The sequence below is a fragment of the Streptomyces sp. NPDC051183 genome (genome assembly GCF_040682455.1).
Taxonomy (GTDB): Bacteria; Actinomycetota; Actinomycetes; order Streptomycetales; family Streptomycetaceae; genus Streptomyces.
Map to the genome: position 1 here is coordinate 97,817 of NZ_JBFBBA010000006.1, position 13,844 is coordinate 111,660.

Below are 13,844 nucleotides of genomic sequence, written 5' to 3' on the forward strand. Positions count from 1 at the left end.
TGAGACTGTTCGGCCATGGCACAGCATGCGCCGCCGGCGCGCGGTGCCCGCCTCGGGCGGGCGCTCGGCGTGAACGGCTCGGGTTCGACACGAAGCACGGTCAGTGGTGTGGTGCTCCTGCTTCCCGGGGCGACCAGACTGCCCCCCGGTCCACTGCGCCCGCTCGCGCGGGCCCTGGCCCGGGCGGGCACGGGGCAGGGGCTGGTGGCGCACAGGGTCCTGCACGGGGGCGGCTCCCGCACCGAGGGCGCGGGGTGGGCGGCGGACGAGGTGGTCCGCCGGTACGGGGACGTGCCGGTATGCCTGGCCGGGTACGGCGCGGGCGGCCTGGCGGCGCTCGCGGCGGCGGGCCACGAGGCCGTCAACTCCGTGCTCGCGCTCGCCCCTTGCCTGCCCCAGCCGTCCGCCGGCGCCTCCCCTGAACCGGTGAAACAGCTCTTAGGCCGCCGGGTGCTGATCGTGCACGGCACCAACGACGCCCGCAGCGACCCGGAGCTGTCCTTCCGGCTCGCGACCAGGGCAAAAAAGGCCAATCGCACGACATGCCGTTTCGAAGTGCACTCCGACGGGCATGGCCTGCGCGAGCACCAGGCGGAGGTCGTCGCCCTGTCCGTGGACTTCGTCCTCGGCTCGGTCTTCTCGGCCCCGTATTCCCGGCCCGTGACCGACGCCCTGGCGGCCCCGCCGCCGCTCGGGCTGCGCATGCCGCTCGCCTCCGGGTTCGGCCGGTCGCTGCGCGGTACGCCGGGCCGATAGCCCGGCAGGCCGCTTCCGCGCCCTTCCGCGCCCGTCCGCGTGGCCTGGATTTCGGCCACCGTTCACACGGGAGGGTGGCCGGACCGTCCAACAGGTGGTCGCGCGGCAAGGACGAACCCGTGCCAAATGCGCGACAACCGGGCTACCGGACGTAACACAAACGATTCTGGCCCGTGACAGGAGTGAATTACTGGCCAGTAAGTGATCACAATGGGCGCGGGTGCACCGGGGGGGTGCCTTGTTGTGAAATGGAGTTGCCTTGCATCAGGCCGTGTTCAGGTTGCTGGGACCACTGGAGGTGCAGGTCGGCGGAGAAGCTCTGCGGATCGGGGGGGCGCGCCAGAGGACCGTACTGACGATGCTGCTGCTCTCGCCCTGCCGGGTCGTCTCGGTGGACTCGCTGATCGAAGCCGTCTGGCCGAACGGCGGGCCGACCACCGCGCGCAACCAGATCGCCATCTGCGTCGCCGGACTGCGCAAGGTCTTCAAGGACACGGTCGGGGTGAACGAGCTGATCCTGACCTCGCACCCCGGATACATCCTCAACCCGCTGGAACACCGCATCGACGCGGTCGACTTCCAGGACCGGGTGGGCCAGGCCCGCGAACTCGCCCGCGGCGGCCAGGGGGCCGAGGCCTGCGAGGTGTTCGCCGAGGCGCTGTCCCTGTGGCGCGGCCGGGCCATGGACGGGGTCACCGGGAACCACATCGAGCAGGAGGCCGTCCGGCTGGAGGAGCTGCGCCTGGACGTCCACGAGGAGTACGCCGGACTACAGCTCCAGCTCGGCCGTCACCACACGCTCATCCCGGCGCTCACCTCGCTCGTGGCGGAGCACCCGCTGCGCGAGCAGGCCCGCGCCCACCTGATCCTGGCGAACTACCGCGCGGGCCGCCGCGCCGATGCCCTGAACGTGTTCCGCGAGGGCCGCCGCCTGCTGGTGGACGAGCTGGGCATCGAGCCCGGACCGGTCCTGCAGGGTCTGCACGACCTGGTCCTCCAGGACTCGCCGGAGCTCTCGCAGCCCGCCACCCAGCTCGCCCAGCCGATGGCCGCGAACGTGCCGGCCCAGCTGCCCGTGGACTCGGCCTCCTTCACCGGCCGGACCAAGGAACTCAGTGCCATGGACCGGATGCTGGACGAGCGCCTGGGCCAGTCGCCGCTGACCATCGCCGCGATCAGCGGCATAGGCGGGGTCGGCAAGACCGCCCTCGCCGTGCGCTGGGCGAACAACGTCGCCGCCCGCTTCCCCGACGGCCAGCTCTTCACCGACCTGCGCGGGTACGACGAGAAGGACGAGCCCGTCCAGCCCGCCACCACGCTCGACCGCTTCCTGCGCGCCCTCGGCGTGCCCGCCCAGCAGATCCCGGCCGACCCCGGTGACCGCGCCGCGCTCTACCGGAGCGTGCTCGGCGGGAAGCGGGTCCTGATCGTCCTCGACAACGCCCGCTCCTTCCAGCAGATCCGCCCGCTGCTGCCCGGCAACGGCCGCTGCTGCGTGCTGATCACCGGCCGCGACGTCATGGGCGAGATGATCGGCGACTACGCCGTCCTGCAGGTCGGGCTCCAGTCCATGGACCCCGAGGAGGCCTCCGCGCTGCTCGGGGAGGTGGCCGGAGACCACCGGATCGGCGCCGACCCGGTCGCCACCGCCCGCCTGGGCGAACTGTGCGACCGGCTGCCGCTCGCGCTGCGCATCGCGGGCGCCCGGCTCGCCGCCAAGCCGCACTGGTCGGTGCGCAGCCTCGTGGGCCGGCTGGAGAACCAGCGGCGCAGGCTCGACGAACTGAGCCCGGGCGAGGGCGGCGTACGGGCCGGCTTTCGGCTCAGCTACCGCGACCTGTCCGCAGCCGCGCGCCAGCTCTACCGGCGGGTCGGCCTGCTGAACGTGCCCGACTTCGCCGCGTGGGTGGGCGCCGCGCTCATCGACGCCGACCAGATGGACGCGGAGAACCTCCTGGAGCAGCTGGTCGACGCCCAGCTCCTGGAGGTGGCCACCGCCTCGGGGCCGGTCACCCGCTACCGCTTCCAGGACCTGCTGCGGCTCTTCGCCTGGGAGATGGCCCAGGCCGAGGAGACCGAGGAGGAGCGCGGGGCCGCGCTGGAGCGGGCGTACGGCGGCTGGCTGGCGCTGGCCGACGCCGCCCGGCTGCTGACGTACGGCGGGGAACGCGCCATCAGCTACGGCGAGGTGGAGCGGATGACGTTAGAACCGGAGCTGGTGGAGGAGCTGCTCGCGGACCCGATGGAGTGGTTCGAGTCCGAGCGCAACGCCCTGACCGACGTGATCGAGCAGGCCTCCGGTTCGGAGCGGTCCGCCTACGCGTGGGCGCTGACCCAGAACAGCACCCCGCTGTTCGAGGTGCGCAACTACTGGGAGGACTGGCGCTCCTGCGCCGAGCACTCGCTGCGCGCCGCGGAACTGGCGGGCGACCTGCTCGGCGAGGCCACGATGCTCCGCTCGCTGGGCACGCTGGCGATCTACCGGCGCGACTACCGCGAGGCCTGGGGCTGGCTGACCCGGGCGGCGCCCCTGTGGGACCGGCTCGGCGAGGTCCACGGCAAGGCCCTGGCGCTGCGCAGCCTGGCGCTGTGCGCACGGTTCTTCGGTGACCTGGAGGGCGCCGCGCGCGATGCCCGGGAGTCCCTGGAGTGCTTCCGCGAGGCGGGCGACGTGGCCGGCGAGTCCCATGTGATGGGCCTGCTGGCCCAGGTGGAGATGGAGCGGGGCAACCTCGCCGTCGGCATCGCCCTGTGCACCGAGGCCATCGCCAAGAGCCGGGAGGCCGGCAGCGGACGGGGCGAGAACCAGAACACCTACCGGCTGGCCGAGGCGCTGCTGCGGCTCGGCGACCTGACGGAGGCCGAGCAGACCTGCATGACGGTGCTGCGGCTCACCCGTGAGGGCGGGGACCGGCTCGGCGAGGCGTACGCGCTGCGCGGGATCGGCGAGGCGCGCTGGCGCCAGGGCCGGTCCGCGGACGCCGAGACCGTGCTGGCGGAGGCGCTGGTGGCCGCGCGGGAGGTGCAGGACCGGTTCCTCCAGGCACGGATATCGCTCGACCTGGCCTGCGCGCTGGTCCTGCGCGGCGAGCCGCAGGCGCGCGAGCCGCTCGGCCGGGCGGTGGAGGCGTTCACCGAGCTCGGAGCCGCCGAGTGGCAGCGGCGGGCCGAGGAGGTCACGCGGGCCGTTGCCGACGGGGAGCCCGGGGCGCTGAGCCCGCAGGCGCTGGCCGCACTGCTGGAGGGCTGAGCGGCCGCGCGGGCCGCCGGCTCCGTATACGGCGCAACCTATACGAACACATACGAACACAGGGGCCCGGGTCCGCCGTCTCGGCGGGCCCGGGCCCCTGTCGCGCTCGAATGCTCAGCAGGTGTGGATCAGCTCCACGGGTTCTCCTCGTTGATGTCGCAGACCGGACCGGTCACCGGGCCGACGATCGGGTCGACGACCGGGCCGACCACGGGGCAGACGATCTCCTGGACCAGCTCGGTGCCCGGAACCTCGCTCGCCGCCGCCGTGGTGGCCGAGCCCAGGGAGAGGGCGCAGACGGCCGTCACGGTACCCAGGGCGGCGACGAAAGCGGTGCGGGTGCGGGTGCTGCGCATCGGAATTCTCCTCAGTCGTTTCTGACCTTGCTCGCCGCCGGTGCGGTGCGACGGGATGAACGCTAAGGAGAGGCTCTGTCGGCTCGATATCGCTTCGATTTCGAGCGGTTGCGGGAAACGAAATCGCTCAGGTTCCCCAGGCTCCGAGGCTGGTCATGCGCTCGGCGACCCGGTCGGGCGTCGGCTGGTCCATGCGGTCGGCGAGGCGTCCGTCGGCGAGGAACAGCACGGTGTCGGCGTACGAGGCGGCGACCGGGTCATGGGTGACCATGACGACCGTCTGGCCGGTCTCGTCGACGCTGCTGCGCAGCAGCGCCAGGATCTCCTTGGCCGTCACCGTGTCCAGCGCGCCGGTGGGCTCGTCGCCGAACAGCACGTCGGGGCGGGTGATCAGGGCGCGGGCGATGGCCACGCGCTGCTGCTGGCCGCCGGAGAGCTCGCCGGGGCGGTGCGAGGCGCGTCCGGTCAGTCCGACCCGGCCCAGGACCTCCTCCAGCCAGGCCGCGTCCAGCTTCTCCTTCGCCAGGCGCAGCGGCAGTTCGATGTTCTGGCGGACGGTCAGCGAGGCCACCAGGTTGAAGGCCTGGAAGACGAAGCCGATCCGCTTGCGCCGCAGCTTGGTCAGTTCGGTCTCGTTGAGACCGTTCAGCTCGGTCTCGCCGATGTACGCGGAGCCCGTGGACGGCATGTCCAGGCCGGCCGCGCAGTGCAGGAAGGTCGACTTGCCGGACCCGGAGGGGCCCATCACGGCGGTGAACGATCCGCGCGGGACTCCCACCGTCACCCCGTCGAGGGCGCGGACCTGGCTGCCGCCCTTGCCGTACACCTTGGTCACCGCGTCCAGCCGCAGCGCGTACTCCGTCGTCTGGTCGCCGCCGCGGGGCGGCGCGCTCATCGTGGTGGGCCTCATGGACGCCGGGGTCCTCTCGCTGTCGGGGCGTGGTGCGCCGGCCCGCCCCTCGGACGGAACCAGCCCCACCACAGTGCACTGTCTTCCTCTTTTCCTTCTATGCGACTGCCCCTAACGGGGGCGACTGCGGGGGTTCCGGCCGGAACCCAGCGGTCCGTTGGCCGGGATCGATCCGCCCGGTGGCCGAAATCGAAGTGAAATCGGCCCGACAGCCCCGGTCTCTAGCTTCGGTGACTGAGCTCGAGACACATTCATCAGAGCAACGGGGTGACGAGGCATGGACTTCCGGATTCTCGGACCGGTCGAAGCGAGGCGAGGCGGTACCCGGATCGCACTGTCGGGGTCGAAGGTGCACACGGTCCTGGCGGCCCTGCTGCTCGCCCGCGGGCGCGTGGTGTCGGACGCCCGGCTCAACACGCTGTTGTGGGGCTGGGATCCACCCGCCACGGCCGGAGCGCAGATCTACACGTACATGTCGAGGCTGCGCAAGCACCTGGGCGACGGCGTGGAGATCGTGCGGCAGCAGCCGGGCTACCTGCTGCACACCGGCGACAGCGCCATCGACCTCGTCGACTTCGAGAAGCTGGAGCGCGACGGCCGCCAGGCGCTGCGCGCGGGGGCGTACGAGGAGGCCGGCGAACTGCTGACGCGGGCGCTGGAGCTGTGGCGCGGCCCGGCGCTGGCGAACGTCACCGAGCACATGCAGGCGGAGGAGCTGCAGCCGCTGGAGGAGGCCCGCACCCAGGCGCTGGAGCAGCGGATCGAGGCGGATCTCGCACTGGGCCGGCACGAGCGGGTGACGGGTGAACTGAGCGGTCTCGTCGCGCGGTTCCCGACCCGGGAGCGGCTGCGGGCGCAGTTGATGACCGCCCTGTACCGGTGCGGCCGCCAGGCGGACGCCCTGAACACCTACCACGAGGGCCGCCGGGTGCTCGCCGAACAGCTGGGCGTGGACCCCGGTGTCGCGCTCGGGGACACGTACAAGGCGGTGCTCGGCGGCGAGCTGGGGCTGGAGTCCCCCGCCCCGATCGGGCCGGCCGCCCGCAGGGCCGACGTCCCCGCGATGCTGCCGCCGGACATCGACGACTTCACCGGGCGCGAGGAGGAACTGGCCGCGCTCGGCGCGATGCTGGCCCCGGCCGGGGCCGAGACCGGCGCCTGGCGTCCGCGCCGGTTCCTGATCACCGGCATGGCGGGCATCGGCAAGACGGCCCTCGCGGTGCGGGTGGCGCACGCCAGCGCCGCCCGCTACCCGGACGGGCAGCTGTACGCCGACCTGCGCGAGGCGGACGGCTCGCCCCGCGACCCCGGCGAGGTGCTGGTGCGGTTGCTGCGCGCGCTCGGCGAGGCCGGGCTGGAGGGCCCGGACGCGGCGGGCGACCTGGAGGAGCTGGTACGCCTCTACCGGACCCGGACCGCCGGCAAGCGGATGCTGCTCCTGCTGGACAACGCGGCCGGCGACCTCCAGGTCGGGCCGCTGCTGCCCGGCTCCACGGAGACCACCGTGCTGGTGACCTGCCGTACCCAGCTCGCCCGGGTGGCGGGGGCGTACTCGGTGGCGCTGTCCCCGCTGGACGACGACACGGCGCTGGAACTGCTCGCCTCCGCGGCGGGCCGCGCCCGGATCACCGCCGACCCGGACGCCTCGGACGACCTGGTGGCGTACTGCGCGGGGCTGCCGCTCGCGCTGCGGATCGCCGGGACCCGGCTGGCCTCGCGGCCGCACTGGCCGGCGGCCCGGCTCGCCGAGCGGCTGGCCGATCCGCGGACGCGGCTGGGCGAGCTGAGCTTCGCCGAGCTGAACGTGCGGGGCGCCCTGCTGCCGCCGGGTGCCCGGCTCGACGCGCGGGCCCGTACGGTGCTGCCGGCGCTGGCGGCCGCGGGCGCGGAGCCGTTCGGCGCGCACCGGATCGCGCTTGCGCTGGAGATCTCCGAGGCAGTGGCCGAGGCGGGGCTGGAGAGCCTGGTCGACGCGGCGCTGCTGGACCTCAGCGGGGTCGACCCGCAGGGGCGGCCGCTCTACCGCTGCCATGAACTCGTCCGGCTGCTCGCCGGGCAGTCCGCCCCCCGAACCCACGCCAGCGCGGCGTGGTGACCCCTGGAGAGAACATGACCACCGTGCCGATCGCCACACTCCCGACGAAGAACCGGACCCGGACCCGGGCCCATGTCCTGGCCATGCCCGTCCTGGTGACCGCGCTGGCCGGCGGGACGCTGACCGGCTGCTCGATGCTGGGCAGCGAGACGGACGTACGCAACTACACGGTGTCGCAGAAGGTGACCGCCCTCTCGGTGCAGTCGCCGGACGGGGACATCGAGGTCGTCGGGGGCTCCGGCGACAGCGTGAAGGTGACCGAGACCGTCACGTACAGCGGCACGAACCCGAAGACGGACCAGACGGTGTCGGGCGGCGAGCTGACGCTGGGCGGCGGGCCCGACTGCGGCAACGACTCGGACTGCAAGATCAGTTACAAGGTGGAGGTGCCGGGCGGGCTGTCCGTGAAGCTGGTGGCGTTCGGCGGGGACATCACCGTCAGGAACGTGTCGGGCGCCATCGACGTACGGACCACCGGCGGCTCGGTGCACGGCAAGGAGCTCGGCGCCAAGAGCCTGCTCGCGAAGGCCAACGGCGGGGACGTGGAGGCCAGTTTCACGGCGCCGCCGGAGAAGGTCGACGCGGGGACCAGCGGCGGTGACGTCAAGGTGAAGGTGCCGGGGTCGGCCGCCTACGCGGTCGACGCGAAGGGTGTCGGCGGCGGCGAGAAGGTGAGCGTGCGCACCGACCCCGCCTCGGGCCACAACCTCAAGCTCCGCACCCTGGGCGGAACGGTGTCGGTCAGCTCGTGACGTACGCGGCCGCCACGGGAAAGGGGGACCCTGACCGCCGTCGTACTGCGGTCGGGTCCCCCGCTCTCGGGACCGGAGGCGGCGGACAGCCGCACCGTCACCAGGAGTTGCGCGCCCGCTGGAACACCGGTACGCCGCGCTCGACGAGCGGGGCGATGGTCTCGCGGACCACGGCCCAGACGTCCGAGACCACGCGCTCGCGCGGGGTCGGCGGGGTCTGCGCGAGGGCCGTGGCGGTGATCGCCCGCATCGCGGCGACGGCGGCGACGGCGCGGACGTCCGCGGAGGGACGGGCCGGGCGGGCGGCGCCGCGGCCGACGTCCATCCGGAAGGCCAGCTCGGCTGCCTCGACGCGCTCCGCTGCGGCCCGGGAGGCGCAGACCGGGGCGGCGAAGACGGCCGGCGAGAGCGGGTGCTGGTACACGTGGCGCACCCAGGCGGAGACGCGCATCCGCTCACGGGCCTCCCAGCCGTGCTCGCCGGGTCCCGGATCGGACTGCTGCACCACGGTCTCCAGCAGCGCGTGGTAGCCGTCCCACAGCTCCTCGTCGGCCTCGGTGAGCTGCGGGAAGGTCTTCTCGGTGGCTTCGAGCGTCATCGTTGTCTCCCTGTTGCTCTTGCGTCTCTTGCACGGCATGCGTGCAATGAATGGGCGGTCTGTTCGGTGTCAGGAAATGGGCAGTTGAACGGAGTGCAGGCGGACCGGTCCGGTCGCGGTGTCGGCGGGCCGGGCCACGCAGGCCGTCCAGTCGGGTCCGACGTCCAGGTCCTCGACGGCCCACAGGGTGTGGCGGCCCTGGAAGGTGTGCTGGACCTCGACCCGGCCGGTCCGGTCGGCCCGTACGTCCAGCTCGTTCAGCTCGGTGCCGATCAGGCCGACGCCGACGGCCTTGACCACGGCCTCCTTGCGGGTCCACACCCGGTGGAAGGCCCGGTCCCGCTCGTCGCCCGGGGTCAGTGCCTGCAGGACGGCGCGCTCGGCCTCGGTGGTGACCATGTCGACGACGTTCTGCGAGTGGATCCCGCGCAGCGCCTCGATGTCGACGCCGACCCGGGTGCCGGCCCGCACCGCGAGGACCCCGCGCCCCGCGGTCCGCGAGAGGCTGATGGCGAGCGGTACGGCAGGCCGGGTCACGCTCGGCGGGCCGTGGCCGGTGTCCCCGCAGCCGGGGCAGTCCCGGCGGCCGAAGGCGACCTCCGAGGCCGGTACGCCGAGCAGTTCGCCGACGGCCCGGCGGGCCGCGGCGTGGCTGCGGACGAAGGCGGCCGCGTCGCGCTCCTGGTGGAAGGAGAGCACCCGCTCGTACTCCTGCGTGCTGAGCAGGGCCAGGTCGTCGGGGTCGGTGCGGGCGGGCAGTTCCCAGCACCACACGTGCACCTCGCCCGAGGTCCGCAGTCTGCGTACGGCCACGGCGGCGCGGGCGGTCAGACCGGATTCCAGGGTCAGGCTGCCGGGCAGGTCGTGGGGTACGGGCATGGCATCTCCCTTCGTACTGTTTGATTCGGTTTCCATTGAGCCCACGCGCTGCATGCCCCGGGCTTGCAGCGCTCTATACGGGGGATACGGCGGGCCGTTCAGGCGGCCGGCAGCAGCGCCGCGGTGATCAGCCGCAGCAGCGTCGCGCGCTGCTCCGCCTGCTCCAGGTAGAAGTGCCCGCCGGGGAAGACCCGGTGGGTGAATCCCCCGGTGGTCAGCTCTCCCCAGCTCAGTGCGTCCTGCGGCGGCAGCAGCGGGTCGCTGTCGCCGATGAAGGCGGTCAGCGGGGCGCGCACGGTGCCCAGTTCCTCCAGCGACGGCCGGTATCCGGCGCTGAGCCGGTAGTCGGCGCGCAGCGACGGCAGCAGCAGGGCCGCGAGTTCCGGGTCGGCCATGATGTCGGCGCCGGGCGAGGCGAGGCGGTCCATCTCCGAGACCAGCTGGGCGTCGGTGTAGGCGCCGAGGTCGACGGGGTCGGAGACGTGCGCGGCCGCCGCCCCCGACACGAAGATCCGTTCCGGGCTGATGCCGTGCCGTGCCTCCAGCCGGCGGGCCACCTCGTAGGCGACGTCCGAGCCGAGGCTGTGCCCGAAGAAGGCGAGCGGTGCGCCGAGGTAGGGGCGCAGGGCCGCGGTGATGCGGTCGGCCAGCTCCGCCATGGTCTCGACGCAGGGCTCGTGGAAGCGGTCCTGGCGGCCCGGGTAGCGGGCGGCGAGCACCTCGATCCCGGCGGGCAGCCGGTCGGGCCAGTCCCGGTAGAGGCTGGCGGCGCCGCCCGCGTGCGGGAAGCAGACCAGCCTGATGCGGGGGGCCGCGGCGCGGCTGTGGCGGCGGAACCAGCGGGCGCCGTCCTGGCTGTCGTACGCCCCCGCGGATGCGGGTGCCGGTGCGGCCAGGACGCCTGTCGCGGCGGGCATCAGTCGGTCATCGCGACGAGGACGCGGCGCGGGCCCGTGAAGGGCCGGCGGCCGTGGCCCACCGCGAGGTTGTCGATGACCATGAGGTCGCCGGTCTCCCAGTCCACGTCCACCGCGTTCTCCAGGCCGCGGTCGCGGACCTGGAGGACGTACTCGTCGGGGATCGGCGAGCCGTCGGCGAGGGTGACGTACTGCGGGAGTTCCTCGGGCGGCAGCAGCTGGGCGAGGGCGGCGGCGGTCTCGTCGCCGAGCGAGGCCGGGTGGAACTGGTCGGCCTGGTTGAACCAGACCTCCCGGCCGGTCTGCGGGTGGATGACGGTGGCGGGGCGCAGGTGGCTGATGTGCAGTCCGCCGTCGGCGCGCCAGTGCCAGTCGGCGCCGGTGCCGTTCAGGTACGCCTCGACCTCGGCGCGGTCCCGGGTCTCGAAGGTGTCCTGCCAGCTCTTGCCCAGGCCCAGGCCGTCGTGGAGGTTCTGGGTGTAGCGCACGCCCGGGGCGAAGGCCGCGCGGAGCTCGGGGTCGAGGGACTCCAGCCAGCGCACGCCGTCGACGATGGGGGTGGCGCCGCCGGTCTCGGGGGCCTGCTGGCAGAAGAAGGCGAGGCGGGTGGGCCAGCTCTCGGCGTACGAGAGCTCGTTGTGCATGGAGATGGTGAACTGCGCCGGGTATTCGGTGGAGGTGTAGACGTTGTCGCCGACCTTGGTGCGCGGGGAGTTGCCGTTCACGTAGGCGAGGCGGTTGCGCAGCAGGAGGTCGAGGACCGCGCCGAGGGTGTCGGGGGTGATGCCGAAGCCCCGGAAGACGAGGGCCTTCTGCTCGGCGAGCAGCCGGTCGACGGCGGCGGTGTCGGCGAGGTGGGCGGTGAGCGCCTCGGCGGTCGCGTCGATGCCGAGGTCGGCGGGGTGGATCTCGTACGGGGTCCAGGTCGTGGTGGCGGTGGTCATGGGGTCACTTCGCTTCCGGGGTGGTGACGGGTGCGTCCTGGTCGGCCGGTGCGGCGGCGGGACCCGGGCGGCGGAGGGATTCGGGGTAGTCGGCGTGCGGCAGCAGCAGCGAGAGGAGAGCGAGGGCCGCCATGGCCGCGGCGATGCCGTAGACGGTGTGGGTGGCTCCGAAGGCCTCCAGGGCGAAGCCGCCGCCGAGCATGCCGAGGGAGGCGGCGCCGGAGCCGATCAGGCCCATCGCCCCGCCGACGCGGCCCTGGAGCCGGTCGGGGGTGATGCCGACCTGGTAGACGCCGCCGGCGACGTTGGTGATGCTGCCGATCATGGCGGCGGCCAGGAAGATCAGGCCGAGGAGCACCGGGTTGCCGGTGAGGGCGACGAGCGGCATGAGCAGGGCCCAGCCGATGGCGCCGCCGATGAGCAGACCGCGCAGGCTGACCCGGCGCATCCAGAAGGTGCCGGTGAGGGCGCCGAACATGCCGCCCATGCCGCTGACGGCGGTGATGACGCCGATGGCGGCGGCCGAGCCGCCCGCTTCGTTGACGACGACGATCAGGGCGAGGGAGAGGGCCTGGAAGAGCAGGTTGGAGCCGGAGATCAGGAGCATGCCCCAGCGCAGGAACCGCTGCTTCCAGGTCCAGCCGAGGCCTTCGGCCAGTTCGGCGCGGAGGTTGCCGGGGGCCTGGGTGCGCTCGTCCTGGAAGTTCTTGCGGATGAGCAGGAGCGAGATCAGCGAGACGGTGTGCGCGACGGCGGAGAAGAGGAAGGGCGCGGAGCGGGCGACGGTGTACAGGACGCTGCCGGCGGGCAGGCCGAGCAGTCCGGCCGCCTGGCCGCGGGCCTCGTTGCCCGCCATGGCGGCGGGCAGCTGCTCGCCGGGCACGACGTGGCGTACGGCGGCCCGTTCGGCGAGCCGGTAGAAGATCGCCAGGCTGCCCTGGACGAAGGCGGCGGCCATCAGCAGCGGGATCCACACGTGGCCGGAGAAGACGGAGACGCCGACGGCCGCGGCGGAGAGCAGGCAGCCGAGGTCGCACAGGATCATCAGGCGGCGGCGGTCCCAGCGGTCGACGAGGGCTCCGGCGTGGAGCTGGACGACCAGGTTGGGCAGGGCGGCGGCGAAGCCGACGAGGCCGGCGGCGCTCGCCGAGCCGGTGGCCCAGATGACCAGCAGCGGGTACGCGATGGAGCTGACGCGGGCACCGAGCGCGGTGGCCCCGGCGCCGACCCACAGCAGGACGAAGTCCCGGTTGCGGCGCAGCGAGGGCGGGCGGGGCGCTTCGGCGTCGGCGACCGCCGCCTCGGGGGTCTCTTCGGGGGCGGGGTGGAGCGCGGTCATGACAGGCGTCCTTCCGGGGCGGGTCCGCTGACGGCGCCGTGCCTGATCCACTCCAGGACGGCCATGGCGCTGTGCATCTTGTTCTCGGCCTGGTCGAAGGCGATGCTCGCCGGGCCGTCGAGGACCTCGGCGGTTACCTCCTCGCCGCGGTGGGCGGGCAGGTCGTGCAGGAAGACGGCCTTGGGGGCCGCGTGCCAGAGCCGCTCGGTGACCTGGAACGGGGCGAAGATCTCCCGCCAGTTCGCGTCGGGCTTGGTGGTACCGGTGGTCTGCCAGCGGGTGGTGTAGATGGCGTCGGGCTGCTCGGGCAGGCCGTCCATGTGGTGGTGCTCGGTGACGGTGGAGCCGTTGCGGGCGGCCTGGGCGGCGGCGCGGGCGAGGATCGCGGGGTCGACCCCGTAGCCGGGCGGGGTGCGCAGCTCCAGGGTGGTGCCGGGGTAGCGGCTGAGCGCGAGGGCCAGGGCGGAGGCGGTGTTGTTGCCCTCGCCGACGTACAGGATGGACAGGCCTTCGATGCGGCCGAACCTCAGCTGGAGGGTGGTGAGGTCGGTGAGGCCCTGGGTGGGGTGCTCGGCGGCGCTCATGGCGTTGACCACGGGCAGCCGGCCGCCGCCGGACAGGCCGCGCAGCTCCTCGTCGGGGCCGGCGGTGCGGGCGACGAGGACGTCGAGCATGCGGGCCATGACCTGGCCGGTGTCCTCGACGGTCTCGCCGGTGTTGAGCTGGAGGTCGGCGGGGCCGTAGGTGAGGATGCGGGCGCCGAGCCGCAGCGCGCCGGCGGAGAAGGCCGTACGGGTGCGGGTGGAGGTCTTCTTGAAGTAGATGCCGGCGATCCAGCCCTCCAGGGGCTGTTCGGTGCGGCCGGCGCCGGAGGCGAAGTGGGCGCCGCGGGCGACGATCGAGTGGAGGTCCTCGTCGGTCAGGTCGTCGATGGAGAGCAGCTGCCGGGTGTGCGTGGTCATCGGGTGCTCCTTCCTGTTCGTGGTGGGTGGGGGTGGGGCGGGCGCGACCGCTGGTGCGGGGCGCCCGCCCCGTCCGGCACTGCCGG

The 13,844-nt window shown here is 73.3% G+C and carries 12 protein-coding genes; 4 read left to right on the forward strand and 8 right to left on the reverse strand.

Annotated elements, in window-relative coordinates:
* Positions 1-15: 15 nt before the first annotated feature.
* On the forward strand, positions 16-756 hold the full coding sequence (locus tag AB0M99_RS07275) for an alpha/beta hydrolase (protein ID WP_365917673.1): 741 nt from the start codon (positions 16-18) through the stop codon (positions 754-756).
* 298 nt (positions 757-1,054) lie between these two features.
* On the forward strand, positions 1,055-4,006 hold the full coding sequence (locus AB0M99_RS07280) for a BTAD domain-containing putative transcriptional regulator (RefSeq protein WP_365917784.1): 2,952 nt from the start codon (positions 1,055-1,057) through the stop codon (positions 4,004-4,006).
* Positions 4,007-4,134: 128 nt separating this feature from the next.
* Here the strand turns inward: AB0M99_RS07280 and AB0M99_RS07285 are convergent, their stop codons facing one another.
* Both AB0M99_RS07285 and AB0M99_RS07290 read right to left on the reverse strand, forming a co-directional pair.
* Positions 4,135-4,362 carry a hypothetical protein gene (locus AB0M99_RS07285; RefSeq protein WP_365917674.1) on the reverse strand — a complete coding sequence of 76 codons (228 nt, stop codon included), beginning with the start codon at positions 4,360-4,362 and terminating at the stop codon, positions 4,135-4,137.
* Between the two features lie 127 nt (positions 4,363-4,489).
* Positions 4,490-5,272, reverse strand: coding sequence for an ABC transporter ATP-binding protein (locus tag AB0M99_RS07290; RefSeq protein ID WP_365917675.1), 783 nt, complete (start codon positions 5,270-5,272; stop codon positions 4,490-4,492).
* A 277-nt stretch (positions 5,273-5,549) separates the two neighbouring features.
* Between AB0M99_RS07290 and AB0M99_RS07295 the strand changes: the two genes are divergently transcribed.
* Together AB0M99_RS07295 and AB0M99_RS07300 are read left to right on the forward strand one after the other, a co-directional pair.
* Positions 5,550-7,367, forward strand: a complete 1,818-nt coding sequence (locus tag AB0M99_RS07295; RefSeq protein WP_365917676.1) for a BTAD domain-containing putative transcriptional regulator — start codon at positions 5,550-5,552, stop codon at positions 7,365-7,367.
* Between the two features lie 14 nt (positions 7,368-7,381).
* Positions 7,382-8,119, forward strand: a complete 738-nt coding sequence (locus tag AB0M99_RS07300) for a DUF4097 family beta strand repeat-containing protein (RefSeq protein WP_365917677.1) — start codon at positions 7,382-7,384, stop codon at positions 8,117-8,119.
* 97 nt (positions 8,120-8,216) lie between these two features.
* Here AB0M99_RS07300 and AB0M99_RS07305 read toward each other — a convergent pair whose 3' ends face one another.
* The 6 genes from AB0M99_RS07305 to AB0M99_RS07330 form a co-directional block, all read right to left on the reverse strand.
* Positions 8,217-8,717 carry a hypothetical protein gene (locus tag AB0M99_RS07305; RefSeq protein ID WP_365917678.1) on the reverse strand — a complete coding sequence of 167 codons (501 nt, stop codon included), beginning with the start codon at positions 8,715-8,717 and terminating at the stop codon, positions 8,217-8,219.
* Positions 8,718-8,786: 69 nt separating this feature from the next.
* Positions 8,787-9,596: a 4'-phosphopantetheinyl transferase superfamily protein gene (locus AB0M99_RS07310; RefSeq protein ID WP_365917679.1), complete on the reverse strand. Its 810-nt coding sequence runs from the start codon at positions 9,594-9,596 to the stop codon at positions 8,787-8,789.
* 98 nt (positions 9,597-9,694) lie between these two features.
* Positions 9,695-10,513: a thioesterase domain-containing protein gene (locus AB0M99_RS07315; RefSeq protein WP_365917680.1), complete on the reverse strand. Its 819-nt coding sequence runs from the start codon at positions 10,511-10,513 to the stop codon at positions 9,695-9,697.
* On the reverse strand, positions 10,513-11,457 hold the full coding sequence (locus tag AB0M99_RS07320; RefSeq protein ID WP_365917682.1) for a TauD/TfdA family dioxygenase: 945 nt from the start codon (positions 11,455-11,457) through the stop codon (positions 10,513-10,515). Before AB0M99_RS07320 ends, AB0M99_RS07315 begins: the two co-directional genes overlap by 1 nt.
* A gap of 4 nt (positions 11,458-11,461) precedes the next feature.
* Complete coding sequence (locus AB0M99_RS07325; RefSeq protein ID WP_365917684.1) at positions 11,462-12,796, reverse strand: MFS transporter; 1,335 nt, start codon at positions 12,794-12,796, stop codon at positions 11,462-11,464.
* A complete protein-coding gene (locus AB0M99_RS07330) occupies positions 12,793-13,758 on the reverse strand; it encodes an ornithine carbamoyltransferase (RefSeq protein ID WP_365917685.1) in 966 nt (321 codons plus the stop codon). The genes AB0M99_RS07325 and AB0M99_RS07330 overlap by 4 nt, the downstream gene beginning before the upstream one ends.
* Positions 13,759-13,844: the final 86 nt, after the last annotated feature.

Bases quoted from the DNA above. Each gene is read 5' to 3' on its own strand.
- AB0M99_RS07285 (WP_365917674.1), bottom strand. From the start codon at position 4,362: ATGCGCAGCACCCGCACCCGCACCGCTTTCGTCGCCGCCCTGGGTACC.
- AB0M99_RS07310 (WP_365917679.1), bottom strand. From the start codon at position 9,596: ATGCCCGTACCCCACGACCTGCCCGGCAGCCTGACCCTGGAATCCGGT.
- AB0M99_RS07290 (WP_365917675.1), bottom strand. From the start codon at position 5,272: ATGAGGCCCACCACGATGAGCGCGCCGCCCCGCGGCGGCGACCAGACG.
- AB0M99_RS07275 (WP_365917673.1), top strand. From the start codon at position 16: ATGGCACAGCATGCGCCGCCGGCGCGCGGTGCCCGCCTCGGGCGGGCG.
- AB0M99_RS07295 (WP_365917676.1), top strand. From the start codon at position 5,550: ATGGACTTCCGGATTCTCGGACCGGTCGAAGCGAGGCGAGGCGGTACC.
- AB0M99_RS07315 (WP_365917680.1), bottom strand. From the start codon at position 10,513: ATGCCCGCCGCGACAGGCGTCCTGGCCGCACCGGCACCCGCATCCGCG.
- AB0M99_RS07320 (WP_365917682.1), bottom strand. From the start codon at position 11,457: ATGACCACCGCCACCACGACCTGGACCCCGTACGAGATCCACCCCGCC.
- AB0M99_RS07300 (WP_365917677.1), top strand. From the start codon at position 7,382: ATGACCACCGTGCCGATCGCCACACTCCCGACGAAGAACCGGACCCGG.
- AB0M99_RS07305 (WP_365917678.1), bottom strand. From the start codon at position 8,717: ATGACGCTCGAAGCCACCGAGAAGACCTTCCCGCAGCTCACCGAGGCC.
- AB0M99_RS07325 (WP_365917684.1), bottom strand. From the start codon at position 12,796: ATGACCGCGCTCCACCCCGCCCCCGAAGAGACCCCCGAGGCGGCGGTC.
- AB0M99_RS07330 (WP_365917685.1), bottom strand. From the start codon at position 13,758: ATGACCACGCACACCCGGCAGCTGCTCTCCATCGACGACCTGACCGAC.